The sequence below is a fragment of the Shewanella sp. ECSMB14102 genome (assembly GCF_000813075.1).
Lineage (GTDB): Bacteria > Pseudomonadota > Gammaproteobacteria > Enterobacterales > Shewanellaceae > Shewanella > Shewanella indica.
On sequence record NZ_JWGX01000063.1, the window covers coordinates 1 to 25,415 of the forward strand.

20 protein-coding genes, 1 pseudogene and 1 riboswitch are annotated in these 25,415 nt (G+C 51.6%); of the genes and pseudogenes, 15 read left to right on the forward strand and 6 right to left on the reverse strand.

From position 1 onward, the window contains the following. Positions 1-90: 90 nt before the first annotated feature. From RC73_RS17900 to RC73_RS17910, 3 genes are all read right to left on the reverse strand, one after another. Positions 91-1,662: a Na+/H+ antiporter NhaC family protein gene (locus RC73_RS17900; protein ID WP_039035925.1), complete on the reverse strand. Its 1,572-nt coding sequence runs from the start codon at positions 1,660-1,662 to the stop codon at positions 91-93. Positions 1,663-1,743: 81 nt separating this feature from the next. Beyond that, positions 1,744-1,942, reverse strand: a riboswitch (Lysine riboswitch). A gap of 90 nt (positions 1,943-2,032) precedes the next feature. After that, positions 2,033-2,956 (reverse strand): electron transfer flavoprotein subunit alpha/FixB family protein, encoded by a 924-nt coding sequence (locus RC73_RS17905; protein ID WP_039035926.1) that lies wholly within the window; start codon positions 2,954-2,956, stop codon positions 2,033-2,035. Further along, complete coding sequence (locus RC73_RS17910; protein ID WP_039035927.1) at positions 2,957-3,706, reverse strand: electron transfer flavoprotein subunit beta/FixA family protein; 750 nt, start codon at positions 3,704-3,706, stop codon at positions 2,957-2,959. Positions 3,707-4,025: 319 nt separating this feature from the next. Here RC73_RS17910 and RC73_RS17915 point away from each other — a divergent pair, with 319 nt between their 5' ends. From RC73_RS17915 to RC73_RS17950, 8 genes are all read left to right on the forward strand, one after another. Continuing rightward, positions 4,026-4,421 (forward strand): H-NS histone family protein, encoded by a 396-nt coding sequence (locus RC73_RS17915; RefSeq protein ID WP_039035928.1) that lies wholly within the window; start codon positions 4,026-4,028, stop codon positions 4,419-4,421. Between the two features lie 259 nt (positions 4,422-4,680). Then, a complete protein-coding gene (locus RC73_RS17920) occupies positions 4,681-7,785 on the forward strand; it encodes an amidohydrolase family protein (RefSeq protein WP_039035929.1) in 3,105 nt (1,034 codons plus the stop codon). A gap of 32 nt (positions 7,786-7,817) precedes the next feature. Then, positions 7,818-9,086, forward strand: a complete 1,269-nt coding sequence (locus RC73_RS17925; RefSeq protein WP_052248278.1) for an amidohydrolase family protein — start codon at positions 7,818-7,820, stop codon at positions 9,084-9,086. A gap of 61 nt (positions 9,087-9,147) precedes the next feature. Beyond that, complete coding sequence (gene rcsF / locus RC73_RS17930) at positions 9,148-9,528, forward strand: Rcs stress response system protein RcsF (protein ID WP_039035930.1); 381 nt, start codon at positions 9,148-9,150, stop codon at positions 9,526-9,528. A 10-nt stretch (positions 9,529-9,538) separates the two neighbouring features. Continuing rightward, positions 9,539-10,273, forward strand: a complete 735-nt coding sequence (gene tsaA, locus RC73_RS17935; RefSeq protein ID WP_039035931.1) for a tRNA (N6-threonylcarbamoyladenosine(37)-N6)-methyltransferase TrmO — start codon at positions 9,539-9,541, stop codon at positions 10,271-10,273. Further along, a complete protein-coding gene (locus RC73_RS17940; protein ID WP_039035932.1) occupies positions 10,270-10,923 on the forward strand; it encodes an acyltransferase in 654 nt (217 codons plus the stop codon). The genes tsaA and RC73_RS17940 overlap by 4 nt, the downstream gene beginning before the upstream one ends. Positions 10,924-11,021: 98 nt before the next feature. After that, positions 11,022-12,200, forward strand: coding sequence for a GGDEF domain-containing protein (locus RC73_RS17945; protein ID WP_039035933.1), 1,179 nt, complete (start codon positions 11,022-11,024; stop codon positions 12,198-12,200). Between the two features lie 100 nt (positions 12,201-12,300). After that, the gene (locus RC73_RS17950; RefSeq protein WP_039035934.1) at positions 12,301-14,019 is read left to right on the forward strand and encodes a proline--tRNA ligase; all 1,719 of its coding nucleotides are present in this window, start codon (positions 12,301-12,303) and stop codon (positions 14,017-14,019) included. Positions 14,020-14,178: 159 nt separating this feature from the next. Here RC73_RS17950 and grpE read toward each other — a convergent pair whose 3' ends face one another. Continuing rightward, a complete protein-coding gene (gene grpE / locus RC73_RS17955) occupies positions 14,179-14,796 on the reverse strand; it encodes a nucleotide exchange factor GrpE (protein WP_039035935.1) in 618 nt (205 codons plus the stop codon). 94 nt (positions 14,797-14,890) lie between these two features. Here grpE and nadK point away from each other — a divergent pair, with 94 nt between their 5' ends. The 6 genes from nadK (at position 14,891) to RC73_RS17985 (ending at position 23,970) form a co-directional block, all read left to right on the forward strand. Further along, complete coding sequence (gene nadK, locus RC73_RS17960; RefSeq protein WP_039035936.1) at positions 14,891-15,769, forward strand: NAD(+) kinase; 879 nt, start codon at positions 14,891-14,893, stop codon at positions 15,767-15,769. A gap of 653 nt (positions 15,770-16,422) precedes the next feature. After that, on the forward strand, positions 16,423-18,069 hold the full coding sequence (locus RC73_RS17965) for an L-lactate permease (RefSeq protein ID WP_052248277.1): 1,647 nt from the start codon (positions 16,423-16,425) through the stop codon (positions 18,067-18,069). An 80-nt stretch (positions 18,070-18,149) separates the two neighbouring features. Next, entirely contained in the window at positions 18,150-20,954 is a 2,805-nt protein-coding gene (locus RC73_RS17970; RefSeq protein WP_039035937.1) for an FAD-binding and (Fe-S)-binding domain-containing protein, read from the forward strand. A 311-nt stretch (positions 20,955-21,265) separates the two neighbouring features. Then, positions 21,266-22,009 carry a (Fe-S)-binding protein gene (locus RC73_RS17975; protein WP_039035938.1) on the forward strand — a complete coding sequence of 248 codons (744 nt, stop codon included), beginning with the start codon at positions 21,266-21,268 and terminating at the stop codon, positions 22,007-22,009. Positions 22,010-22,019: 10 nt separating this feature from the next. Beyond that, positions 22,020-23,396 (forward strand): lactate utilization protein B, encoded by a 1,377-nt coding sequence (locus RC73_RS17980; RefSeq protein WP_039035939.1) that lies wholly within the window; start codon positions 22,020-22,022, stop codon positions 23,394-23,396. 4 nt (positions 23,397-23,400) lie between these two features. Next, complete coding sequence (locus tag RC73_RS17985) at positions 23,401-23,970, forward strand: LutC/YkgG family protein (RefSeq protein ID WP_039035940.1); 570 nt, start codon at positions 23,401-23,403, stop codon at positions 23,968-23,970. 71 nt (positions 23,971-24,041) lie between these two features. Here the strand turns inward: RC73_RS17985 and RC73_RS17990 are convergent, their stop codons facing one another. Further along, positions 24,042-24,248, reverse strand: coding sequence for an energy transducer TonB (locus tag RC73_RS17990; protein ID WP_160289588.1), 207 nt, complete (start codon positions 24,246-24,248; stop codon positions 24,042-24,044). A gap of 89 nt (positions 24,249-24,337) precedes the next feature. Beyond that, positions 24,338-24,445: pseudogene (locus tag RC73_RS20620) on the reverse strand (IS5/IS1182 family transposase); the annotation flags it as partial. Positions 24,446-24,862: 417 nt separating this feature from the next. On the opposite strand from RC73_RS20620, the gene RC73_RS20625 reads away from it, so the two are divergent. Continuing rightward, the gene (locus RC73_RS20625) at positions 24,863-25,054 is read left to right on the forward strand and encodes a hypothetical protein (protein ID WP_152608465.1); all 192 of its coding nucleotides are present in this window, start codon (positions 24,863-24,865) and stop codon (positions 25,052-25,054) included. Positions 25,055-25,415: the final 361 nt, after the last annotated feature.

Here is a 25,415-nt window from a genome sequence, read left to right on the forward strand (position 1 = left end):
CTCATCAGGAGGATCGGTCAACCGATCCTTATCTGATCTACGTTGCGCCATCAGGGCGGGTGCTGTTAACGCAAGCTATTGGGTGGCAGCTCAGGCATTAGTATTCTTGGGTTGTTGCCATTTGAGCCACACCAATCCCAGCAGGAACAATACACAGCTACAGGCAAGCCCCAACCATACCGACTCGGTAAAACCGAGCACTATATAACCGCCGAGGGAAATAAGCGCCACCAAGACCGCATAAGGCAGCTGAGTCAACACGTGATCGATATGATGACAGCCGGCACCTGTAGATGACAGAATCGTGGTGTCCGATATCGGCGAGCAGTGGTCGCCAAATACAGCACCGGCCAGCACGGCCGCCAACATAGGCAACATCATACTGCTGTGGCTGCCCATAGCCATATCGGCAGCAATCGGCAACATGATCCCGAAAGTGCCCCAGCTGGTGCCGGTAGAAAAGGCGGTAAGCCCAGCCAAAATAAATAACACGGCCGGCAGCAAGGCAAAGGGAATATTGCCACTGGCGAGACTGGCCATAAACTTGCCGGTTTCCAATGAGCCTATGATCCCGGCTATGGTCCAGGCAAACATCAGAATATAGATGGCCGGCAACATGGAGCGAGCCCCCGAGGTGAGCGCCTTGAGGATCATCTTGGCTTCAATCTTCTGGATAAAGGCCAGCAGCAGCGTTACCACCAGTCCGATGGAAGCGCCAAAAAACAGTGACGAGCCCACATCGGTTTTCTCAAAGGCACCTATGATGCTGAAAGGCAGGCTTTCTGCCGCCAGGGCATCGGCGCCGCTGGAAACCATAAAGTAGAAAGTCGCTACCACCAAGACACCTATGGGCAGGAACAGGCCGTGCACCTGACCGGTTTCCGCCTCGGGCAGATCGGCATTGGCACCTGGCGGCAGTCCCTTGGACTCATCATAGAGATTGCCTTTGCGAGCATTAAGCTCGTGTTTGCGCATGGCGCCGATATCCAGCTCCATATAGGCCACGCATAGCAAGAGCGCCAGGGCAAACAGGGCATAGAAGTTCATCGGGATCATCTGCACGAAAGCGCTCAGATGTCCGGTCTCGGTAAAACCATGAGCCGTGAGAATACCGCCGATAAGGGCAATAATATAGGCACCCCAACTGGAAACCGGCGAGATAACGCACACAGGCGCTGCGGTTGAATCCAAAAGATACGCCAGTTTGGAGCGGGAGATATAATATCTGTCGGTCAGCGGTCTAGCGATACTGCCCACCACCAGGCTGTTGAAGTAGTCATCGATAAACACCACACAACCGAGAAACATGGTTAGCAGCTTAGCATCACGACGATTGCGGATATGCTGTCTGGCCCAGTTGGCAAAGGCTCTGGCAGAGCCACTAACAGTAATCAGTGCAGTGATCATTCCCAGCAGCACCAGGAAACCCAGAATATACAGGTTCCAGGCATTAAAAGCGCCATCGTCCCAAACCAGGGAAAGCACCCTTTGCCCCAGATAAACCCCGGTATCCAACACCGACCATTGATTGAGCAACAAGGCTCCGATCAGTATTCCCAGCCCTAGAGATAACAACACCCGCCGGGTGAAGATCGCCAATAAAATTGCCACAACCGGCGGCAACAAAGAGAGTGCCGAGTCGGCATAACTTAGTACTGTCATTGAGTCTTGTTCTTCGTTAAATACGAATGGAGGGCAACTGAACTGGTGGGAAAAGGCAAAAACATACCGAGTAGCACCTGTCCTTTCAGTAGCGCTCCATAGTAACGTCAATCTGTCATCCCGACAGAATATACTATGGCAGTGCTGCCCCTATTTGGTAACAGCCCCAGCGGTGGACTTTGATGAGTCACAACCCCTTCGGCACCAAATCCTTTCGCGATACATAAACGGAATCACCCTGCTTACCGCTACTGATATTTAGTGCGCCTCTACTTCTCAGGACACCTGATTTCAGGCGTGAGGCACATAAAAACATAGGCGGCTTTGAGGATGCTACCCCAAAGCCGCCTATCGTGACCTAGATCACAGATTAAATCAACTCGTTCAACTTGGGCACCACATCAAACAGATCAGCTTCCAGACCATAATCGGCAACCTGGAAAATAGGCGCTTCAGGATCTTTGTTGATAGCCACTATGACTTTTGAATCCTTCATCCCGGCCAGATGCTGAATCGCTCCGGAGATACCCACAGCAATATACAGCTCTGGCGCCACAATTTTACCTGTCTGACCGACCTGCAAATCATTGGGAACAAATCCGGCATCTACGGCGGCCCGTGATGCACCTACGGCGGCGCCAAGCTTATCGGCCAGGGTTTCCAGCATGGCAAAGTTTTCGCCACTGCCCATACCGCGACCACCGGAAACAATCACTCTGGCACTGCCAAGCTCCGGACGAGCCGACTCGGTCAAACTCTGAGAGACAAAGCTGCTCTTGGCGTCAAAGACGCTGTCGAGCTGATTGATTTCAGCTGAACCTGTCTCGGCAACGGCGTCGAAGGCGCTGGCGCGCACTGTGGCCGCTTTCTTGTTATCCAGACTCTTAACGGTCGCCATGGCGTTACCGGCATAGACGGGACGGACAAAAGTATCGGCATCGATCACCTTGGTGATCTCAGAAAGTTGAGCCACATCCAGCAAAGCCGCCACTCTTGGCAGTATATCCTTACCCTGGCTTGAGGCTGCAGCCAGAATATGGCTGTAGTCGCCACTCAAAGACAAGATGAGCTCACCAATATTGTCGGCAAGATGAGCACCATAGGCAGGATTATCGGCCAACAGTACTTTACTGACACCTTCAAGCTTGGCGGCGGCATCGGCTGCGGCCTTGCAATCCTGACCGGCAACCAAGAGGTGAATATCTCCACCTATGGCTTTGGCCGCGGCGACGACTTTGGCTGTGTCCTGTTTCAGGCTGGCATTATCGTGTTCTGCTATTACTAATACGGCCATTTAGATCACCTTCGCTTCGTTTTTCAACTTGTCCACCAGCTCCTCAACGGAAGCCACCATCACACCCGCCTGACGGCTGGCCGGCGTTGCTACCTCCAACACCTGTACGTGCTGCTTGAGAGTCACTTCCAGATCCTCAATGCTCATGGTTTCCAGCGGCTTGCGCTTGGCCTTCATGATATTGGGCAAAGAAGCATAGCGAGGCTCGTTTAGACGCAGATCCGCTGTAACTACAGCCGGTAGAGGCATGGACAGAGTTTGTAAACCACCATCCACTTCACGGGTAACCAGCAAAGTTTCACCTTCCAGCTTCACTTCAGATGCAAAGGTTGCCTGAGGCATACCGGCGAGCGCCGCCAGCATCTGTCCGGTCTGATTGTTATCACCATCGATGGACTGCTTGCCGAGCAGAATTAGCTGCGCCTGCTCTTTGTCCTGCACTGCCTTGAGTAACTTGGCAATAGAAAGGGGCACCAGCTCTTCATCGGTTTCAATGTGAATGGCACGGTCGGCGCCCAGAGCCAATGCGGTACGCAGTTGCTCCTGTGCCGCCTTGGGACCTATGCTGACAACAACGACCTCAGAAGCACTGCCGGCTTCTTTTAGACGTACGGCTTCTTCTACCGCAATTTCACAAAATGGATTCAACGCCATTTTCAGGTTGGCTGTTTCAACGCCTGTATTGTCAGCCTTGACCCTGACCTTAACATTGGCATCGACCACACGTTTTACTGGCACCAATACTTTCATAGGGTTTCCTTCCTACACCTTGTATCTTATGTGGATTACGTACCGATGATACCAGATACATCAGTACAGGATGGCTCAACTTTACGTGCTGTTGACGTTAACGTCAACAGTAGTTTAAACGCTCGTTTGCCAATTCTGTCACACTTTATGGTCAGTTTTTTGAACACTTGGCAACTTTTATGGTCGTAGAATTGAAATAAATAAAGAAATTAATGTCAATTGACGTAAAAATATTTGATCCTGACACTTATAGTTTCTATTATTTATAGCGATATTCACCTTAACCCAATTTATAAATTAGCGTGGGACCTAAATACTTATGAGCGATTTTCTTGATATATTGACTCACGGCCGTCGTTTTAAAGCCGCAGTAAAAGAGTTAAGCGTTGCAGATCTGCGCGATCTGGCAGTCAAATTGGATAAGATCATTATTGATCGTGAAGAAGAAGCCAAGAAAGAAGAAAAGGCACAGGCTGAACGTCTGTCTAAAATTGAAGAGATCCGTAAGCAGATGGAAGCCGTTGGCCTATCTGTTGAAGATCTGGGTAATGTTGCTGCCGCCAAGGCTGCTCCCAAGAAGCGTGCTCCCCGCCCACCAAAATACAAAATCGTTGTAGATGGTCAAACTATTACTTGGACCGGCCAAGGCCGTATGCCAACTGTATTCAAGAACGAAGTAGATAAAGGTCGTTCAATGGATGATTTCCTGATTTAATCAGGTTTTTCTAGCTTAAGCCTCGACAGTGTCGGGGCTTTTTTATGTCTGATAGACGTCTGGCATCTGTTAAAAAGCCTTACAATTACGCCTTGGCATTTACATTTAGGCTGAGTTAAGTTTACGACTGCCGACTTAAAGCGAGGCTTTCGTCCGCTTTTTTATCACTCTTAGGGGAAACGTACTGATTGATCGCAGCCTGTTCCTCTCAGATGACAATGACTCTCCCCAAGGAATTATGACAAGGTAGCCACAACAGATGAGAATTTCTTTCCCCGCCATAAACCTACTGTTGTTCAGTCTTGTGGCCTGTAGCGCCTTTGCCGATGAGACACAGCTGACAGACAATACTCCGAGATTGACCGCCTTAACCCATGCCAAGCTTATACTTTCACCTGGGAAACAGCTGGATAACGCTACATTACTTATTGAAAATAACCGGATAAAACAAGTCATTTCCAATAATGAAATTCCACAAAATGCTTATAAGATAGATCTCAATGGTTACACCATCTATCCGGGGTTTATCGATCCCTTTGCCGAATATGGTTTGGAGTATTCAGAATCTGCGGCCGCAATTGAAGCTCCAGTCTATCAAATTAAGTCAAAAGGGGCGGTAGCCGCAAATGGCGCCATTCATGCAGAGAAAGAATGGTTTACTTATGTCTTGCCGGACAACAAAACTGCATCAAATTGGATAAGTAATGGCTTCACCAGTGTCCAGAGTGCACATCTTGACGGAATATTCAGGGGAGTCGGCGTCTCACTTTCTTTGGCCGACAAAAAGAGTAACCAAGTGATATATCGCCCCAGAAGCCGACATTTTATGGCATTTGATAAAGGCAATTCACCACAGGATTATCCCAATTCTCTGATGGGAAGCATAGCGTTAATAAGACAGACTCTCAGTGATGCCAACTGGTATAACCAGAATAAAAAGAATGCAGCCGGACGCGAGGGTTTATTATCACCGGAATTTAATACCGCCCTTGAGCGCTTACACGATATAAAAACTCGTGGTGTGATATTTGACACCCGAAATCTCAATAACCAGTTGCGTGCAGCTAAGCTCTTGAGCCAATCAGATATCCAGCCAATCTTACTGGGAAATGGCCAGGAGTATGCAAGAGTGAAAGAACTGCTAGAATATCGACCCGTGTTGATATTGCCGTTGAACTTTCCTGCAGCTCCTCAGGTCAGTGACGAAGACTATGCCAGAGAAGTGCCACTCAACATCTTGAGACATTGGGAGCGGGCACCGAGTAATCCCGCCGTCCTCGCCGCCAATAACATTCCTTTCTCCTTCACCCAATATGGCATGGATGGCAAAGCCTTTTGGCCCAGATTAAGAATGGCGCTGCAGGCCGGCCTCGATGAAGAAGCCGCATTGGCAGCGCTGACAACCCAGGCCGCTGCAGCTGCCGGCATAGAGGATTTAGTCGGTAAACTGGCACCTGGCTATATGGCCGATCTGGTGATAGCCAAAGGCAATCTGTTTCAGGACGGCGAAATAATCAGCGTTTGGCTACAAGGTGAAGAACAAATACAAACGGCTCCTGGATACCAGTGGCAAGGCAGTTATCGTCTGCATCTAGCTGAACTGGAACTGGATCTTGAACTACAACTGAGTCAACAAAAGCCCCGAACACTCAGGGGTAGCCTCAGCAGCGGTGATCAACAAGTAGAACTCGCTCATCTAAATACCGATAGCAAACGCCTGAGCTTCAGTGCCAATTTGCAAGATGCCGGTATCGGTGGCATTAGTCGAATAACCCTTTGGCAAGATGATGAAGGGCTGCAGGGCAGACTCTTGCGTGCCGACGGTGCCATCACCCAATTGGCCGGTTCAAGATTGCCGCACGCACCTTTAACGGCAGAAACAGCTGAAGAAACGAAAGCCTCAGCAGCGGCAGTCAACTCTCAGTCAAAGACAATCAGTAAAACTGAACCCGAGTATCTCAGCCGTTTGACGAGTCCACTGCAAGCCTATGGCCGCAGTGAGCAGCCAGGTACGGAAAAACTGCATATCCGCAATGTCACCCTTTGGACCTCAAGCGAGGCTGGCATTATTGGCAACAGCGACCTGATTCTGGCCAACGGCAAGATTGCAAAGATTGGTACCAATCTCAGCACCCCGAGTGGTTATCAGGTCATAGAGGGAGCTGGCATGCACCTGACTGCCGGGATCATAGATGAGCATTCCCACATTGCCGTCAACGGCGGCCTCAATGAGATGTCCGATGCCATCACCTCAGAAGTGCAAATAGCCGATGTGCTGAACCCGGATGATATTGCCATCTATCGCTCCTTGGCCGGTGGCGTCACCACCGCCAATCTGCTGCATGGCAGCGCCAACCCCATAGGTGGCCAGTCGCAGGTCATTCAACTGCGCTGGGGAGAGTCGGCCGAAAACCTCAAGTTCACCCAAGCCCATCAAGGGATTAAGTTTGCTTTGGGGGAAAACGTCAAACAGAGCAATTGGGGTGAGCGTTATACCCGCAGATTCCCGCAAAGCCGCATGGGGGTTAAAGCCCTGATGAGTGATGCTTTCAATGCCGCCAGAGACTATAAAGATGCCCAAGCCCAATATGCCGAGTTGCGTTCTCGGGAGAAACGTAAGCAGCTCTCCCCTCGCCCCGATTATCGTTTACAGGCGATTGCCCAAGTGCTGAATGGCGAACGCGATGTGCATATTCACTCCTATGTCCAGTCTGAAATCCTGATGTTCTTGCGCCTCGCCGAGGCTTACGATTTCAAAGTCACCGCCTTCACCCATGTACTGGAAGGTTACAAGCTGGCCCCCGAATTGGCGGCTCATGGCGCTGGTGCTTCCACCTTTGCCGACTGGTGGGCCTATAAATTTGAGGTCTATGATGCCATTCCGCAAAATGCCTGTTTGATGATGAATGCCGGCGTGCTCACCTCAATTAACTCAGATGACTTTGAGATGCAGCGTCGCCTGAATCAGGAAGCCGCCAAGTCGGTGAAATACTGCGATATGTCCCCAGAAGATGCCTGGAAGATGGTAACCATCAACCCCGCAAAACAGCTCGGAATAGACGCCATAACAGGTTCTATAGAAGAGGGAAAACAGGCAGATTTGGTGCTCTGGGATGCCAACCCCCTATCGGTTTATGCCAAGAGTCAGGCAGTGTGGATTGGCGGCAAACGCTACTTCGACCGCGCTGAAGATAAGCAAATGACCCAGGCTATTGTCAGCGAGCGCCAAGCGCTGATCCAGAAAATTCTTGGCAGCGACCCGGCGCGGCTTCAAGGCGAAACGACTTCAGAAATCATAGAGCCCTTGTGGCAATGCGATACCCAATTCAACGCCTGGGGCCAGAATAAGGAGAGCCGCCTGTGACCAAGTTTCCTCTATTGCCACGCATGGCATCTATGCTGGCACATCTGCTGCTGGGTGGTTCACTCTTGATGCTCGCCCCGGTAAAGGCCCATAACCTGATCCCGGCCGAGCATCAGCAACAAGCCATATTGCTGAAAAACGCCACGGTTCACACCGTCAGCCAAGGCACTCTCGAGAATACCGATGTGCTGCTCGAGCAAGGTGTTATCAGCGCCGTAGGCCCGGGATTAACGGCTGAAAATGCCCGGGAATTTGATCTCAGTGACAAACACCTTTATCCCGGCCTCATAGCACTGGATACCACCCTGGGATTGGTGGAAATAGCCATGGCCAGGCCAACAGTCGATAGCCGTGATGTGGGCAGTGCCAATCCACAGCTTGAAGCCGCCAGCGCCTTCAACCCGGATTCGGAATTGTTGCCCAGTGTGCGGGCCAACGGTATCACCCACGCGCAAATAGTCCCAAGAGGCACAGGCATTGCAGGGCAATCTGCACTGGTATCCCTGGATGCCTGGACCATAGAAGATGCCCAGGTCCCAGCCAGACCACAGTTCCACCTCTATTGGCCAACGGAGCCGCAAAAACAAGGTACCAACAAGGCGAATAAACAGGCACAACTGGCCTATCAGGACGCGCTGTCACAGATACACAAACACTTTGAAGCGGGTAAACGCTATGCCTTGAGTCAGCAAAGCAGCGAAGGCGCCCTTGAAGACAGCCGCTGGCAAGCGCTCTTACCGCTGTATCGCCAAGAGGGGCGGCTGTTTGTTCATGCCGACAGGCAGCGGCAGATAGAGGCGGCCATTGCCCTGGCCCGTCAGTATGGATTCAAGCTCACCCTGGTCGGTGGCTATGATGCCTGGCGCCTGGGTGCAGCGCTCAATGAAATAGAGGCAAGCGTCATCTATACCCATACGCTTGACTTGCCACTGCGCGAAGATGAGCCCATAGGTCAGGCATTTAGAGTACCGGCGTTGCTCAAGCGCGCCGGTATTCCCTTCGCTCTCGGCTTCAGCTCCGATTGGAACAGCCGTAACCTGCCGCTGGCAGCAGGCCAAACTGTAGCTTGGGGGCTCAGCAAAGAGCAGGCGCTCAAGGCGATTACGCAAGATGCCGCCAAGATACTGGGCGTAGACAAGCTAGGGGCGATAGCGCCCGGGTTTCAGGCCAATCTGGTAGTCAGCAGCGGCGATATTCTCGATCCCATGAGCAGCAGGATAGAGCTGATGTTTATCGACGGCAGACAGGTGGATCTCAACAATCGTCATCGGCAGCTTTATCAAAAGTATTTGAAGCGATAGAATTTCCCATACAGCTCCCGGGATGGCCGGGAGCATGAACGAATAACTATAAGGCCTGGCCATGAAACCGATTTTTCTTTCCACTCTGGTACTGCTGCTTGGCGGCTGCGCCGGGGAATACAGCTTCAATTCCAACCTAGACAGCCAGGCTATTGAGGAGTACTTCAAACCCTCGGAAGTACAGTTGTTCGATGGCAGCCGGCCAACGGGCCAATATGAAGTGCTGGGATTGGTTGAGGGTAATGCCTGCCAGTCCGAGCCCGATGGTGTACCGGCCACTATGGCTGATGCCCGTACCGAGGCGCGCCGGGCGGCAGCAGATATGAAAGCCAATGGCCTCATTATTAAAAACTGTGTCGAAACCCAGGAAGCCGCAGCCGGTTGCTATACCAGTGCCATGTGTGTCGGCCAGGCTATTCGTCTGACAACCCCGAAGGAGTAAGCCTGACGTTATGGGGTTTTCGACTCAGATAGAAGCGGTTGCCTATTGCCGGACACCATATAAACAGAAGTTTGGTATTCCTCGTCAGCCGGGGTTGGTGGACTTTGTTCGCGGTTTTGTCGAGCTGACAGCACCTTACAATCATATCGATGCGGTGCGTGGGCTGGAGCAGTACTCCCACCTCTGGTTACTGTTCTGCTTTCATGAAAATCTGGCCCAGGGCTGGAAAACCACCGTGCGTCCTCCCCGGCTCGGCGGTAATGAAAAGCTGGGAGTGTTTGCTACCCGCTCCACCTTCAGGCCCAATGGCATTGGCCAATCCGTGGTGAAGCTGCATCAAATCCACCAAGTCAAAGGCAAGGTCATACTGGAGATATCCGGCATGGATCTGCTCGATGGCACCCCGATAATCGACATCAAGCCCTATATCCCCTTCTCGGATGCGATACCCGACGCGATAGGTGGCATAGCGCAGCAGGCTCCCGAGCAGGTTGAGGTCAGCTTCAGCCATCTCGCAGTAGAACAACTGAGCCAACTCGAGAAACGCTATCCCGGACTGGATAAGCTTATTCAGGCGGTGTTGGCCCAGGACCCGAGACCCGCTTACAAGAAAGGTAAACCGGATCCGAAACGTTATCAGGTGGCGCTGTATGATCTGGATATCTTCTGGTATGCCCAAGAGCAAGGCATTGAAGTCGAAACCATACAGCCCTTTTGTGCCAAAGCGTCCGGCGCCGGAGCATGATTGATTTTAAGCCCTCAGCGGATGATTATCAGGAGCAGCACAAGAGGCGCCTCTCCTGGATGCCCTGGCTCTGGTATCGCCTCAAACCCAAGCATCTCGAATGGGCTCTTCCCTGGCAGCAGGCAATTCAGGCCAAATTACAGGCTTTGGAAACCATCAGCATAGGACAGAACTGCTTTATCGCCCCCGAAGCAGAACTGTTTGCCGAACCCGGCAGGCCGATAATCCTGGGCGATGAGTCCATGATAGCCGCCAACTGCTTTCTGCACGGGCCGATCCAGATAGGCCGGGAGGTCAGCATTAACCACGGATGCTCACTGGACGGCGGCAGTTGCGGCATAGTGATAGGTGCCAAGACCCGCATCGCCAACAATGTCACTATCTATGCCTTCAATCATGGTATGGCGCCGGATATGCCCATCTATCGTCAGAGCAGCCAATCCAAGGGAATAGTTATTGGCGAAGATGTCTGGATTGGCGCCCAGGCCGGAATCGTCGATGGCGTGACCATAGGCGACTGCGCCATCATTGGCATGGGCGCCGTTGTCACCAAGTCGGTACCCGCGTTTGCCATAATGGCGGGAAACCCTGCTAAAGTAGTAGGAGATAGACGCGATAAGCCACTGACAGGCAGAGAGAAAAATCAATAATTAGGAAGATGAGCGCCATGGATTGCCAAACCCGCCCAAACACACAACCACCAAGAAGCATACCAAAGGGGTTACCGGGTATCCGCAGCAGATTACTGTTGAGTTTTTTCCTGCTGGCCGGGCTGATAGTATTTTTTGGCGGTGCCAGCCTCTGGATAATAGATAGCACAAACACAACCCATATCGCCGAACTGCAGAAGCAAAAACAGCTGCTGCAAGCCATTAGAGCCAATCAAATGCAGCATCTGGCACTATTGAAACTCAAAAACAACTGGCCCAGTTATCCCCTTAATGAACGGGAGGCGATTCTTGATGAAACCAGGCAGAGACAACGACAGATAATATCCACCCTGAGCCAGTTTACCCTGGCAATCAAAGAATATGATGAGGCCTTGGTTCTGGGGCAGCAATTGTCAGTGATGAGCGGTCACCCCCTGAGAGCGCCACATATGAATGGCATGATAAGCGCCATAGATCATCTTTCTCTGCGCCTGTCCGGCATAGGCCTGACCCATCTGGATGCCCAGATGCAAAAGAACAGCCAATCGCTGATGCAAACCCTGCTATGGCTGGTGATCGGGTCACTGGCGCTGATAGTTTTGAGCCAATCTGTAGCCTGGACAGTCATTGGCCGCCACTTGCTCAAGCCTCTATTGCAGACCAGCAACAAGCTCAGCGAACTGGTAGAGCAAAACTTTGGTGGCCGCTCGCCAGCCCCGGTGAACCGGGAAACACTCAAGATAAACCATGCGCTGTTGTCCCTTGAGGCGCAGATGAGAGCCTTGACCAGCGAGCAGCAACAAGACGAACTCACGGGGCTTTATAACCGCCGTACATTCAACCAGTTGATGAAACAGTCCTGGCATAAGGGAATAGTAAGGCAGCACAGGATAGGCTTACTCCTCATTCAAAGCGATCAGGCTATTGCCAGCGAAACCCTGCTGCATTTGGCCCAGAGGCTGCTGGACTTTAAGATCAAGGGTGAATATTTTCTGGCACGGTTACAACAATCTCAGTTGGCGCTGTTACTGCCAAACCAGGATCCGGAAGCCTGTATCCGCATCGCCCAGAGCCTCAATCAATTTGTGTTGGCGGCCAATCTGCGAGCCAAGGCCCAAAGCCCACGACTCACAGTCTCTATCGGCGTGGCCAACATCCAACCCAGCAGACAAAATAATTGGGACAGTTTAGTGTTTCAAGCAGAAGAAGCCCTGCTCAGCGCCCAAAATCGCGGCGGCAACTGTAGTGCCGGTGTCAATCAGTTGCCGACGAGCTAAATTCGAACAAGGAAAGGGGAATTTATCCGCCCTGGCCGCGTGACATCATCGAAGCAAGTGATAAAATGGCGGCCATTCAATTCATTTCGGACCCAAGGTAATGCGAGTCAGTCAATACCTGTTATCAACACAGAAAGAAAACCCTGCCAATGCAGAGATAGTCAGTCATCAGCTTATGCTGCGCGCCGGTATGATACGTCGCAACGCCTCAGGCCTCTATAGCTGGCTGCCGTCCGGCCTGCGCGTACTACGCAAGGTCGAAGCCATTGTGCGTGAAGAGATGAACAAGGCCGGTGCCATCGAAATTCTGATGCCCATGGTACAGCCGGGGGATCTCTGGGTGGAAACAGGTCGCTGGGACAAGTTTGGCCCGGAACTGCTGCGCTTTGTAGACCGTCACAATCGTGACTTCGTTCTGGGCCCGACCCACGAAGAAGTGATTACCGATCTGGTGCGCAAAGAAGTCAGTTCCTACAAGCAACTGCCGCTGACCCTGTATCAAATCCAGACCAAATTCCGTGATGAAGTTCGCCCACGCTTCGGTGTTATGCGCTCACGTGAGTTCCTGATGAAAGATGCCTACTCTTTCCATCTGGATCAGCAAACCATGGATGATACCTATCAGGCCATGTACACGGCTTACAGCAACATCTTGTCACGCATGGGCCTGGCCTTCCGTCCTGTACTGGCGGATACCGGCTCTATCGGTGGCAGCATGTCACACGAGTTCCACGTACTGGCAAGCAGCGGCGAAGATCTGATTGCCTACTCCAATGGCAGCGACTATGCTGCCAATATCGAGAAGGCCGAAGCGCCGCTGCCGACCACAGAGCGCGCCACACCCACTCAGGAAATGACTTTGGTCGACACGCCAAATGCCAAAACCATAGACGAGCTGGTTGAGCAGTTTGGCCTTGATATCACCAAGACGGTTAAGACACTGATAGTCAAAGGCGCCACCGAAGAAGCCCCACTGGTGGCCCTGGTTGTCCGTGGCGACCATGAGCTGAACGAAGTCAAAGCCGACAAACTGGAACTGGTTGCCGCGCCGCTGGAATTTGCCTCTGAAGCAGAAATCCGTGACGCCTTGGGAGCCGGCCCAGGTTCTCTTGGCCCAGTCGGTCTGTCTATTCCTGTGGTCATAGATCACAGTGTTGCCGTGATGAGCGACTTTGCCGCCGGCGCCAACCTAGACGACAAACACTATTTCGGTATCAACTGGGAGCGGGATCTGCCGCTGGCCAGTGCCGCCGATATCCGTAATGTAGTGGAAGGCGAAACCACCCCTGACGGCAAAGGCACTTACGCCTTCGCCCGCGGTATTGAAGTTGGCCATATCTTCCAGTTGGGCACCAACTACTCGGCCGCCATGAACGCCACTGTGCTGGACGAGAATGGCAAGTCTCAGACTCTGCTGATGGGCTGTTATGGTGTCGGCGTCAGCCGCATCGTTGCCGCCGCCATCGAGCAGAATCACGACGACCGCGGTATCATCTGGCCGGAAGCGATTGCGCCATTCACAGTGGGTATTCTGCCGATGAATATGCACAAGTCACACAGAGTGACAGACACTGCCGAACAGCTTTATAAAGAGCTGACCGATGCGGGTATCGAAGTGCTGTTTGATGACCGTAAAGAGCGCCCTGGCGTGATGTTTGCCGATATGGAACTCCTGGGTCTGCCTCACACCATAGTGATTGGCGACCGCAACCTGGATGCCGGTGTTTATGAGTATAAGAACCGCCGCACCGGAGAAAAGCAGGAAGTGCCTATGGCAGAGATAGTGGACTTTATCAAAAAAGCCGCTGGCCAGAAGTAAGCTCCTGGATTCAAGAGCCCCCAGGCTCCAGAAAACCCAGGAACAAGAAAGCCGAGCTAAGCTCGGCTTTTTCATGGCTGGAAACCTGCTTGCAAATAAAAAACCGCAGACTTATCTGCGGTTTTTTATTCTCGCCGTTATGGGCGTTTTAGTGCGCTATCAGGCTTGGGTATCAACACCTTCACCGCCCTTGGACACCATTACCATGGCAGGACGCAGCAAACGCTCATTGAGCTGATAGCCCTTTTGCATCACCAGCATCACGGTATTGGCCGGGAACTCGGCGCTTGGTTGCATGCCAATGGCTTGGTGCTGATCAGGGTTAAAAGCTTCGCCGATAGGATCAATCTGCTTGACACCGAACTTCTCCACCGCTGACAGGAAGCTCTTCAGTGTCAGCTCAACACCTTCAAACAGAGGCTTGGTGACTTCATCGGCCTTATCTGCGCCCACCAGAGCACGTTCCATGTTATCGATCACAGGCAGCAGTTCATTGCTGAACTTTTCCAGGGCAAACTTATGTGCCTTCTCTACATCCTGCGCCGCCCGGCGACGGATGTTGTCAACTTCGGCTGCGGCACGGATGACAGAATCTTTCTGCTCCTCAACTGTCGCCTGTGCGTCAGATAAAGCCTGCTCCAGCTCCTCAATACGGAAGTTCGCCTGAGTCAACTCGTCGATAATGCCGCCTTCCTCAGCTACGCCCTCGGTGGTTTCAACCTGGTCAACCACTTCTTCGACCTGTTCCTGCTCTGCTTTAAATGACTCTTTGTTCATTTCTACTCCAGCTAAAAATGCTTTGTTTCTGCATACTCTGGGCATATTATGGGGATCAAATTGACCGTTTCAACCCCCAGAGTTCCCAAAATCTATGTCCACTGAGTTTCATACTATAGGCCTGATAGGAAAACCCCACCATCAGGGGACCAACCTGACCCTCAAGCGTCTGCATTATTGGCTGAAAATGCAAGGCTATGATGTGCTTGTGGAAGAGAGAGTCGCGGCTGAACTCGGGAAAGATGTACGCGCGGTAGACCTACTGGATATCGGCGAGCACTGTGATCTGGCGATAGTCGTCGGGGGAGATGGCAATATGCTGGGTGCAGCTCGGGTACTGGCGCGCTTCGATCTCGGCGTTATCGGTGTCAACCGCGGTAATCTGGGTTTTTTAACCGATCTGCCGCCGGATGCCTTTGAAGAGTCGCTCGCCAAGGTGCTGGATGGCGAATACGCCACAGAACACAGGTTCCTGCTGGAAGCCGAGGTTTATCGCCACGGCGAAGTCAAAGCCAGCAATACCGCCGTCAACGAGGCCGTGTTGCACCCAGGCAAGATAGCCCATATGATCGAGTTCGAGGTTTATATCGACAACCAGTTCATGTACAGCCAACGGGCCGATGGCATGATAGTCTCTACACCGACCGGCTCAACCGCCTATTCGCTGTCGGCCGGCGGCGCGATATTGACCCCTAATCTCGAGGCACTGATCCTGGTGCCCATGTTTCCCCATACCCTCTCCTGTCGTCCCATAGTGGTCGACGCCTCCAGCATCATCAAACTGGTAGTGTCACCGGAAAACGGCGAAAACCTGGAAGTGAGCTGTGACGGCCATGTCACCTTGTCTGTGATGCCGGGCGATGAAATTATCCTGAGGCGCAGCAAAGAGCGGCTCAAACTCATCCACCCAAAGGGGCACAACTACTTTCATGTATTGCGCAACAAGTTAGGTTGGGGCAGTAAACTCTTTTGAAGCTTGAGTGGCCTGAGCAAACTCTTACAGCTACAAACGCAGTTCAGCCACAGGCCTGGGTTAAAGCACCTGAGAACAAAGGTGCTTTTTTGTTATTTATTTTCAAAAAATGTAAAACAGCACTCACGTGATCAATGTCACGTTTTATGACGCCCGATATAACGGTGACTAAGATCACGGTAAGCCAGCAAGAAAAAACAACTTATCTATCTGATTTTTATTAGTTTAAATAAAAACACCCAAAAACTAACTTCACCAAAAGCTCAATTAGTGTGACTTAAATCACATTCAAGATTTGCGATATAAGCCTGTCATTCCATCATAAATGAAATAACAGGATCACTTTATTACCCTTTTGAGTAAAACAAAGCCATAATTCCTAAGGTTGTGGGCCATTTTTTAAATATCTATTCCCCAAAGTTATATAAACGCCAGCACGGTAGTGATATCCGTCACACTTTTCCATTTGCCGGCGGAGACACGGCTCCCATAACCGAAAACTTAAGCCACATACGAAAGGCAAGATGATCCAGATCATTTTGGTTCCGGGTAAATTAACCATGATAAGCACGCACAACAACAAATGGGAAAGGCGATAGCACTTTCTCAACACCACAATAAGCACAAGCAACATATGAAATGATGAGGCAACCATGACATTTCTTCAGTTACTCGCAAGTCTGACACCCGTGATCAGCGTCATGCTGTTCCTGGTGTTGCTCCGGATGCCCGCATCCAGAGCTATGCCAATCTCCATGGTGATAACCGCCCTGGCCGCCGTTTTTATCTGGCAGATGGACACTACTCTGCTGGCCGCCTCCGTGGTTGAAGGCCTGCTGTCGGCGATTACACCTTTAACCATCATCTTCGGTGCAGTATTCCTGCTCAATACCCTGAAATACTCGGGTGCCATGGATACCATTCGTGCCGGTTTTACCAATATCAGTTCAGACGCCAGGGTTCAGGTGATCATCATCTGTTGGCTGTTCGGCTCTTTTATTGAGGGTTCTGCCGGTTTTGGTACACCAGCCGCGATTGGCGCGCCTCTGTTGGTGCTCTTGGGTATCCCACCGATTGCGGCCGCCGTGGTTGCCCTGGTCGCCGACTCAACTTCAGTGTCTTTCGGTGCCATTGGTCTGCCAGTGCTCTTTGGTATGGAACAGGGCCTGCTCGAAGGCGGTACCAGCATGGCTGCGGCGCAAATTGCCGAACATGGGGGCCACTTCAGCGATTATGCTCAGTTCATTGCCATGCATATGATCACCATAGATTTGATCACAGGTACGCTGATCCCCTTGGTAATGGTGTCTGTGCTGACTGGCTTCTTTGGTCGCAACAAGTCCTTCAAGGAAGGCTTAGCCATCTGGAAATTTGCCCTGTTCGCCGGTTTAGCCTTCACCATTCCTGCCTGGTTGATCAACTTCTTCGCCGGCCCAGAGTTCCCTTCCGTGATTGGTGCCCTGGTCGGTATGGCATTGGTAATCCCGGTTGCCCGCAAAGGCTGGTTACTGCCTAAAACCCCTTGGAATGACTTCGCTGAAAATGACAAAGAGGGCGAAACAGCTCAAGTAGAGAGCAAGGCGCGTTTCTCCCAGTTGGCCGCCTGGACCCCTTACCTGATCATGGCAGGTCTCTTGGTGCTTTCACGTGTGGTACAGCCACTGAAAGCCTGGTTGAACAGCTTCAACATTAGTTGGACCGGCCTGTTAGGCACTGAGCTCAAGGCCGGCTTCGCCACCTTCTTTGCACCGGGCGCCTTCTTTATTGCCGTGTGTATTCTGGGCTTCTTCCTGTTCAGAATGAACTCCAAGGCCATCAAAGAATCGGTTACGGTTTCCTGCAAATCCATGGTGCCAACCATTATCTCTCTGGGTGCCTCTGTGCCTATGGTGAAAATCTTCCTCAACTCAGGCACCAACAGTGCCGGTCTGCAATCCATGCCGGTAGCATTGGCCGATATGCTGGCCGGAAGCCTCGGCAGCGTTTGGGCCTGGATTTCCCCGATAGTCGGGATTTTCGGTGCCTTCCTGTCGGGTTCGGCCACCTTCTCCAATATGATGTTCTCCGGCCTGCAATACAGCGTGGCCGATAACATAGGGGCAAACCATGCACTTATCCTGGCACTGCAAGGTATTGGTGCCAACGCAGGTAACATGATGTGCGTGATGAACGTGGTCGCGGCGGCAACCGTGGTCGGTATGGCCGGTCGCGAATCTGAAATCATCCGTAAGACTATGCCTGTAGCACTTGGCTATGCTTTGCTGGCCGGTACCTTGGCAATGCTCTGGGGCGGATTCTAATAACGATAATAACTCCTCGATAAGGCAGCCGCCCTTGGCGCTGCCTTTATTATCAAATTTAATGTGTAGAGAAATGTCTTATGTCTATCAACTATGAAGCCGTGATCCGTGACCTGCGTAAACAGTTGGGAGAAGCTGCCGTCAGTGACGACCCTGTGCGCCGTTTTGCCTGGTCAACCGATGCCAGCTATTTCCGGATAGTGCCCGAGGTTGTGGTACATGCCGAGGATCTGGAGCAGGTAAAACGCACTCTGGCTGTAGCCAGAAGCTACGGCGCTCCGGTGACTTTCCGTGCCGCTGGTACCAGTCTGTCGGGTCAGGCCATAGGAGAAGGCATATTGCTTATCCTCGGATTTGACGGTTTCCGTACCCTGGATATCAGCGAAGACAGCAACAAAGTCACTCTGGGTGCCGCTGTTATTGGCGCCGATGCCAACGCTGCTCTCAAACCTTTGAATAAAAAAATCGGCCCGGATCCGGCAACTCTGGCTTCAGCCATGGTAGGCGGTATCGTCTCCAACAACGCTTCCGGTATGTGCTGCGGCACCGCCCAAAACAGTTACCAAACCATCTCCTCAGTAAAACTGCTGCTGGCCGATGGCACAGAACTGGATACCGGCAGCGAAGAGTCCAAAGAAGCCTTCCGTCAGTCACACCCCGAACTGCTCAAGGCGTTGGCAGACTTAGGTGCCATGGCTCGCGGTAATGAGACCCTGGCTGCGCGAATTCGCAAAAAGTTCGCCATTAAAAACACCACAGGTTACAGCCTCAACGCCCTGGTGGATTTTGAAGATCCCTTCGACATCATCAACCACATCATAGTCGGCGCCGAAGGCACACTGGCGTTTGTCAACGAAGTCACCTATCACACAGTGGAAGAGGCTAAATTCAAGGCCTCGGCCATGGCGGTATTCTTCAATATGGAAGATGCAGCCCGGGCAATCCCCCCTATTCAGGGCGAAAGCGTAGCCGCAGCCGAGCTGCTGGACTGGGCCTCCATCAAGGCGGTAACAGGCAAAAAGGGCATGCCGGATTGGCTGGCCGAATTGCCTGAAGGCGCTGCGATTTTGCTGATAGAATCCCGCGCCAACGATGATGAAACTTTGGAACGCTATACCCAGGACGTTATCGCCAAACTGGCGCATATCGAGACCGAGCGCCCCATCAGCTTCAGCCGTGATCCGGCCGTTTACGGTAAATATTGGGCCATGCGCTCCGGCCTATTCCCCATTATCGGTGGCGAGCGTCCCAAAGGCACTTCGGTAATCATCGAAGACGTGGCTTTCCGGGTTGAAAACCTAGCCAGTGCCGCCCACGATCTGACCGAGCTGTTCCATAAGCACGGCTATCCTGAAGGGGTGATCTACGGCCATGCGCTAGCCGGTAACTTCCACTTTATCATTACCCCTAAATTCGGCTCCCAGGCCGATATCGAACAGTTCCATCAATTTATGGAAGCGGTCGCCGATATGGTGATCAACAAGTACGACGGTTCGATGAAGGCCGAGCACGGCACAGGCCGCGCCGTGGCACCTTTTGTGGAAATGGAATGGGGCAGTGACGCCTACACCCTGATGAAAAACATCAAGCAGATCTTCGACCCCGAAGGCCTGCTGAACCCTGGGGTGATCCTTAACGACGACAAGCAGGTACACATCAAGAATATCAAGCCCTGTCCCGAAGTGGACGACCTGGTAGATAAGTGTATCGAATGCGGTTTCTGTGAAAAGACCTGCCCCACCTCGGCGCTTAACCTGTCACCCAGACAGCGGATAGCCACCTTGCGTGAAATCGAGCGTCTGGAACAGAGCGGCGACAAGGAAGCGGCCGAGAAGATGCGTGCCGCCGCCAAATATGATGTGGTGGATACCTGCGCCGCCTGTCAGCTGTGTACCATTGCCTGCCCGGTAGACAATAGCATGGGCCAACTGGTTCGCAAGCTGCGTACCCCTTATATCACCACCACAGAACAGAAGGTTCTGGACTTCCAGGCCAAGCACTGGGGCGCTGTCAACCAGGTGTTGAGCACAGGTTTTGATGCCCTGGGCACAATACACAAACTCACGGGCACGGGTATCACCTCAGGGCTGATGAACATGGGCCGGGCGATTTCCAAAGAAGTGCCTTACTGGAACCCTGACTTCCCCAAAGGCGGTAAGCTACCTAAACCATCGGCTCCCAAAGCCAACCAGGAAACCGTGGTCTACTTCGCCGCTTGCGGTGGTCGTACCTTCGGCCCAACACCGCTGGATCCCGATGACCGTACCTTGCCTGAAGTGGTAGTGACCTTGCTTGAACGTGCCGGCTATAACGTGATTACACCGGCCAAAACCCGCAATCTGTGCTGCGGTCAGATGTGGGAATCAAAAGGGGATTTCAAGAACGCCGATATGAAGCGTGACGAGCTTATTGACGCAGTCAGCGCCATGACCGAGGGCGGCAAGCTGCCCGTGGTTGTCGATGCCCTCTCCTGCACCTACCGTGCTCTTTCCGGCAATCCCAAGGTTGAACTGTTGGATCTGGTCGAGTTCCTGCACGACAAGGTATTGCCGAAACTCACCCTCACTAAGAAGGTCAATGTGGCACTGCATCTGGGTTGCTCGGCGCGTAAGATGAAGCTGGAACCCAAGATGCAAGCCATTGCCGATGCCTGCTCCAACAAGGTGCTGCGCCCGGCCGGTGTAGACTGTTGTGGTTATGCTGGTGAGAAAGGTCTTTACAAGCCTGAGATCAACGCCTCGGCACTGCGTAACATTAAGAAACTCATCCCCACCGACTTTAAGGAAGGTTACTACGCCAACCGTATGTGTGAAGTGGGCCTGAGCCACCACAGTGGTATTTCCTACCGCCACCTGGCTTATTTGCTGGAGGAGTGCAGTCGCTGACTATACTTAGAGGGAGCATTAGCTCCCTCTTTTTTCATCTGTGTTATATAACGGATTCATGTTCGGATTAACGAACAAAATAAATACAAATAAATACATTTAAATCAAATGGTTAAAACCTTCTCATTTTTGCAAAAAAGATTTTAATCATTTACTGAATTAGCACTATTTATTGTGTGGTTATAGGCTTATATTCAAGCATATTTACCCTGTGTCAGGTGATGTTCAAATACAGAGTCAGAAAGCATCTGACCACACCGGACATAGATGATGTCGGTTAACGCAAGCAACATCCAATTAGGAAACACCAAATGAAGATAGCCTTGTTTATTCCCTGTCTGGTCAACCAGATGCTGCCGGATGTGGCCATCGCCACCTTGGAACTGCTGGAGAAGCTGGGGCACCAGGTGATCCTGCCTGAAGGCCAAACCTGCTGTGGTCAGCCCATGACCAACTCGGGTTGTTTTGACGAAGCCCGCAAGACCACTATGAAGCTGCTCAACGCCTTCAAGGGAGTCGAATGCGATGCTATCGTATGTCCAGCGGCATCCTGCCTGGTAGCCGCCAAAGAAAACTTCCATGAGTTTGACGACAGCCCGGAAGCCGCGGCCGTTATCGCCAAACTGTACGAATTGACCGAGTTCCTGCACGATGTCGCCCCGGTAGAGAGCTTCCCCAAAGCCTTCCCACACAAGGTGAGCCTACAACTGAGTTGTCACGGTATTCGTATGCTGGATCTCGCCAGCCCCAGTGAATATATGGGCCCACGTTACAACAAAATGGAAGCCCTGCTGGAACGTATTCCCGGCATAGAGATCACCTATCCGGATCGCCGCGACGAATGCTGCGGCTTCGGCGGTACCTTCGCGGTAGATGAAGGTGCTGTGTCTGCCAAGATGGGCAAAGACAAGGCTCAGGCCCATGCAGCCACGGGTGCAGACTATGCCGTCGGTTTTGACCCATCCTGTCTGATGCATCTGGACGGCATGATCCGTCGCCAAAACTTGCCGATAGAAACCCGCCATCTGGCGCAGATCCTCAACGCTGCCATTTAGGGAGATAGCCATGTCACAGACACAAGGGGCCAAAGCCCACGCCAGCCAGGCAGAGATCTTCTGCCGCGATGAGTCCAGAGTTGATTGGCATTCCAAAGCCCTATGGGTGTTGCGGGAAAAGCGCGACCGCGCTGCCGGCAGCCTGCCCGAGTGGGAACAGCTTAGGGATCTGGGTTCGGCTATCAAGCTGCATACCCTGACCAATCTGGCCAAGTATCTGGAAGAGTTCGAAGCCAACTGTATCCAGAACGGCATTCAAGTGCATTGGGCCAAAGACGGCGCCGAGCATAACCGCATAGTGCATGAGATTCTGGCCAGCCATCAGGTGAAGAAGCTGGTGAAGTCCAAATCCATGCTCACCGAAGAGTGTCACCTCAACCCCTTCCTCGAAAGCAAGGGCATAGAGGTCATAGACACAGACTTGGGTGAACGCATCATTCAGCTGAAAAAACAGCCACCTTCACATATCGTGGTCCCCGCCATTCACCTCAAGAAAGAGGAAGTGGGCGAACTGTTCCATGAAAAACTCGGCACAGAGGCCGGTGCCAGCGACCCGACTTACCTGACCCGTGCCGCCCGTGCCCATCTGCGTGAGCAATTCCTCAGTGCCGATGCGGCCATGACAGGGGTGAATATGGCCATCGCCGACAAGGGCGCAGTGGTTGTTTGTACCAACGAAGGTAACGCCGACATGGGCTGTAACCTGCCTAAGCTGCAGCTGCACTCCATGGGAATAGACAAGCTGGTACCATCGGTGGAAAGCGCCGCAGTTTACCTGCGTACTCTGGCCCGCAACGCCACCGGCCAGCCGGTAACCACTTACTCCAGCTTCTACCGCGGCCCGCAGGCCGGTGGTGAGATGCACGTCATCATAGTGGACAATGGCCGCACTGAGATGCTCAAGGACAAGATCCTTGCCGAGTCGCTCAAGTGTATCCGCTGTGGCGGTTGTCTGAACACCTGCCCTGTATATCGTCGCAGCGGTGGTTACAGCTACAACTACACTATTCCAGGTCCAATTGGCATCGCAGTCGGTGCGCAGGACGATGACACCAACTCCATCGCCTGGGCCTGTACCCTGTGCGGCTCTTGCTCCTATGTATGCCCCACTAAGGTGCCATTGGACAAGATCATCTTCCGTCAGCGTCGTCTAAAGGCCGAGTCAGGTAAACTGCCTTACGGTAAAGGCAGTTATATGCCATTGGTCGGTAAGTTTATGGCCAGTACCACTATGCTGAACTGCTCCATGAGCATGGCAAGACTGGGCTTGAGAATACTGCCAGGTAGCCTGCTCAAGCCATTCTCTGGCGCTTGGGGTAAATACCGTGAACTGCCCAAGGCACCCGCCTCTAGTTTCGAGGCCTGGTTCAAGAAAAACAGGAGCTAATCAGATGTCCAGCAAATCTTTTATTTTGGATGCCCTTAAGTCCTGCGCACTTGAAGGACACAATATGCCGGCCATAGATGTGGCCCCTAGACTGGACGACCTGATTGGCCAGTTTGAAACCAACCTGGGAACCGTTGCCGGCAAACTGCATAAGCGTGGTGGTTTTACCGAACTGCAGCAGCAAGTCGATGCCTTGATTGCCGAAGGCAAGCAGATTATCTCTCAGGTAGAAGGGGTAACAGGTAACCGTGAAGTGCCCGCTGACAGCCATGATCTGCGTGATATCGATTATGCCGTAATCAAGGGTCAAGTGGGTGTTGCTGAAAACGGTGCCATCTGGGTCAGTCAGAAGTCTCTATCTCACAGGATCACACCTTTTATCTGTGAGAACCTGTTTCTGGTACTGGAAGCCGATGCCATTGTCGCCAACATGCATGAAGCGGCCGACAAGATAATGTTGGACTCGGGTGAGTTTGGGGTGTTTATCGCCGGCCCATCCAAGACGGCTGACATTGAGCAGGCACTGGTAGTTGGTGCCCACGGCGCCTGTAGTCTGAATGTGTTCCTTATCTAACTCAGGATGAGGAGGACAAAAACGCCGGCAACTGCCGGCGTTTTTATTGGGCAACAATCCGCTTTGCAGCCTTAAAGCGTGAAGGAGATCTTCGACCACGTCTTGGCGCTAACAGGCTTACCATCGACAAACTTAGGTGCATAGCGCCACTTTGACACGGCTTTGACGGTTTCAGTTTCAAACTGCTTGCCACCCTTGGAGCCCAGCACTTCCACATGGCTGACAAAGCCCTGTTCGTTTACTGTCTCTTCCACGTTGACCCAACCTTCTCGGCTCATCCTGGCGAACTGATTGGATAACCGGGCACGGCACGAAACACGGGCCGCTGCTCCTGAACCACACTCCAGGGACGCATATTGCATATTGCCTGACAGTGTTGAGTCGCTTTGTCCAACCAGAAAGTGATAGAGCCACGGTTAACTAATGCCTGATTGTATTGCTTCCAATTGGTGACAGTGCGCTTTGACTTGCCCATGATATTGACCGTAAACCTTGCGATGCAAGCTCTGATCATGAAGTGCCAAAAAGGTTCCGCTGTTTTAGACAACAACGCCTTTAAGGCTGGCAAGGAAAATTAATGGATCTGACAGCCTATGCGCCGATACATACAACTGATAAACCCGACACTAAGCCTGTGAGATTACAATACTCAGGTTGGTAAAGCTTTGGTGTTGGAAAAGTACAAAAACACAAGGCGCCCTAAGCAAGCAACAATAAAAACAAACCAAGATCAAAAAACAGCCAATCAACACATAACTTTAACAACCAAAAAACAAATGCAAAAATGTTAAAGATTGATTTTTTTGATTGCCTTATACACATTTTTTTGATTACTTAAGAAATGCATAATTTACAAATTATGCTCAAGGGCAAATACGAAAAAGGAGTTTTTATGAGAAAAATCATACTAATATTAACGTTGTTTTTTTCAACATCAAGTACGGCTTATTATCCAACTTATGTATCTAGAACTAACCATCTTGTTGAAATTAGTGAAAAACAATCAGGCCAATGGAATAGCTTGATGGTTATCAACAATGAATCCATAGGACTCCCTATACATAATGAAACAAAAAAACATTAAAATCTATTAATAAAAAGATCTTCTCATCTATAGAATCAAGCGCAAGAACGGAAATCAACAAGCTACCAACATTCAGGTATAGAGAGTTGAAACATGTAACTTTAAATGGGCCATTAGAAACCAAAATAATGACACAGCCAGATGGAATAATAACAGCAACTGTGAAAGGATTTACAATATCGACTGAGATAAAAATTGACATATCTGGCCTGACATTATACACAAAAATCAAAACATCTGAGTTAAATCTTTCTGCAGATTACAACGCGAATTCAACTCCGAAGTGCACCACTCGCTAAATTAGGCTGCCTCGCGTAATTCATTGAATACCGCAATAGGTTGCCTGAAGCCGAGGCACTTT

Excerpts from the sequence above, each read along its gene's own strand:
- RC73_RS17900 (WP_039035925.1), bottom strand. The coding sequence starts at position 1,662 with ATGACAGTACTAAGTTATGCCGACTCGGCACTCTCTTTGTTGCCGCCG.
- RC73_RS17905 (WP_039035926.1), bottom strand. The coding sequence starts at position 2,956 with ATGGCCGTATTAGTAATAGCAGAACACGATAATGCCAGCCTGAAACAG.
- RC73_RS17910 (WP_039035927.1), bottom strand. The coding sequence starts at position 3,706 with ATGAAAGTATTGGTGCCAGTAAAACGTGTGGTCGATGCCAATGTTAAG.
- RC73_RS17915 (WP_039035928.1), top strand. The coding sequence starts at position 4,026 with ATGAGCGATTTTCTTGATATATTGACTCACGGCCGTCGTTTTAAAGCC.
- RC73_RS17920 (WP_039035929.1), top strand. The coding sequence starts at position 4,681 with ATGAGAATTTCTTTCCCCGCCATAAACCTACTGTTGTTCAGTCTTGTG.
- RC73_RS17925 (WP_052248278.1), top strand. The coding sequence starts at position 7,818 with ATGCTGGCACATCTGCTGCTGGGTGGTTCACTCTTGATGCTCGCCCCG.
- rcsF (WP_039035930.1), top strand. The coding sequence starts at position 9,148 with ATGAAACCGATTTTTCTTTCCACTCTGGTACTGCTGCTTGGCGGCTGC.
- tsaA (WP_039035931.1), top strand. The coding sequence starts at position 9,539 with ATGGGGTTTTCGACTCAGATAGAAGCGGTTGCCTATTGCCGGACACCA.
- RC73_RS17940 (WP_039035932.1), top strand. The coding sequence starts at position 10,270 with ATGATTGATTTTAAGCCCTCAGCGGATGATTATCAGGAGCAGCACAAG.
- RC73_RS17950 (WP_039035934.1), top strand. The coding sequence starts at position 12,301 with ATGCGAGTCAGTCAATACCTGTTATCAACACAGAAAGAAAACCCTGCC.
- grpE (WP_039035935.1), bottom strand. The coding sequence starts at position 14,796 with ATGAACAAAGAGTCATTTAAAGCAGAGCAGGAACAGGTCGAAGAAGTG.
- nadK (WP_039035936.1), top strand. The coding sequence starts at position 14,891 with ATGTCCACTGAGTTTCATACTATAGGCCTGATAGGAAAACCCCACCAT.
- RC73_RS17965 (WP_052248277.1), top strand. The coding sequence starts at position 16,423 with ATGACATTTCTTCAGTTACTCGCAAGTCTGACACCCGTGATCAGCGTC.
- RC73_RS17970 (WP_039035937.1), top strand. The coding sequence starts at position 18,150 with ATGTCTATCAACTATGAAGCCGTGATCCGTGACCTGCGTAAACAGTTG.
- RC73_RS17975 (WP_039035938.1), top strand. The coding sequence starts at position 21,266 with ATGAAGATAGCCTTGTTTATTCCCTGTCTGGTCAACCAGATGCTGCCG.
- RC73_RS17980 (WP_039035939.1), top strand. The coding sequence starts at position 22,020 with ATGTCACAGACACAAGGGGCCAAAGCCCACGCCAGCCAGGCAGAGATC.
- RC73_RS17985 (WP_039035940.1), top strand. The coding sequence starts at position 23,401 with ATGTCCAGCAAATCTTTTATTTTGGATGCCCTTAAGTCCTGCGCACTT.
- RC73_RS17990 (WP_160289588.1), bottom strand. The coding sequence starts at position 24,248 with ATGAGCCGAGAAGGTTGGGTCAACGTGGAAGAGACAGTAAACGAACAG.
- RC73_RS20625 (WP_152608465.1), top strand. The coding sequence starts at position 24,863 with ATGAGAAAAATCATACTAATATTAACGTTGTTTTTTTCAACATCAAGT.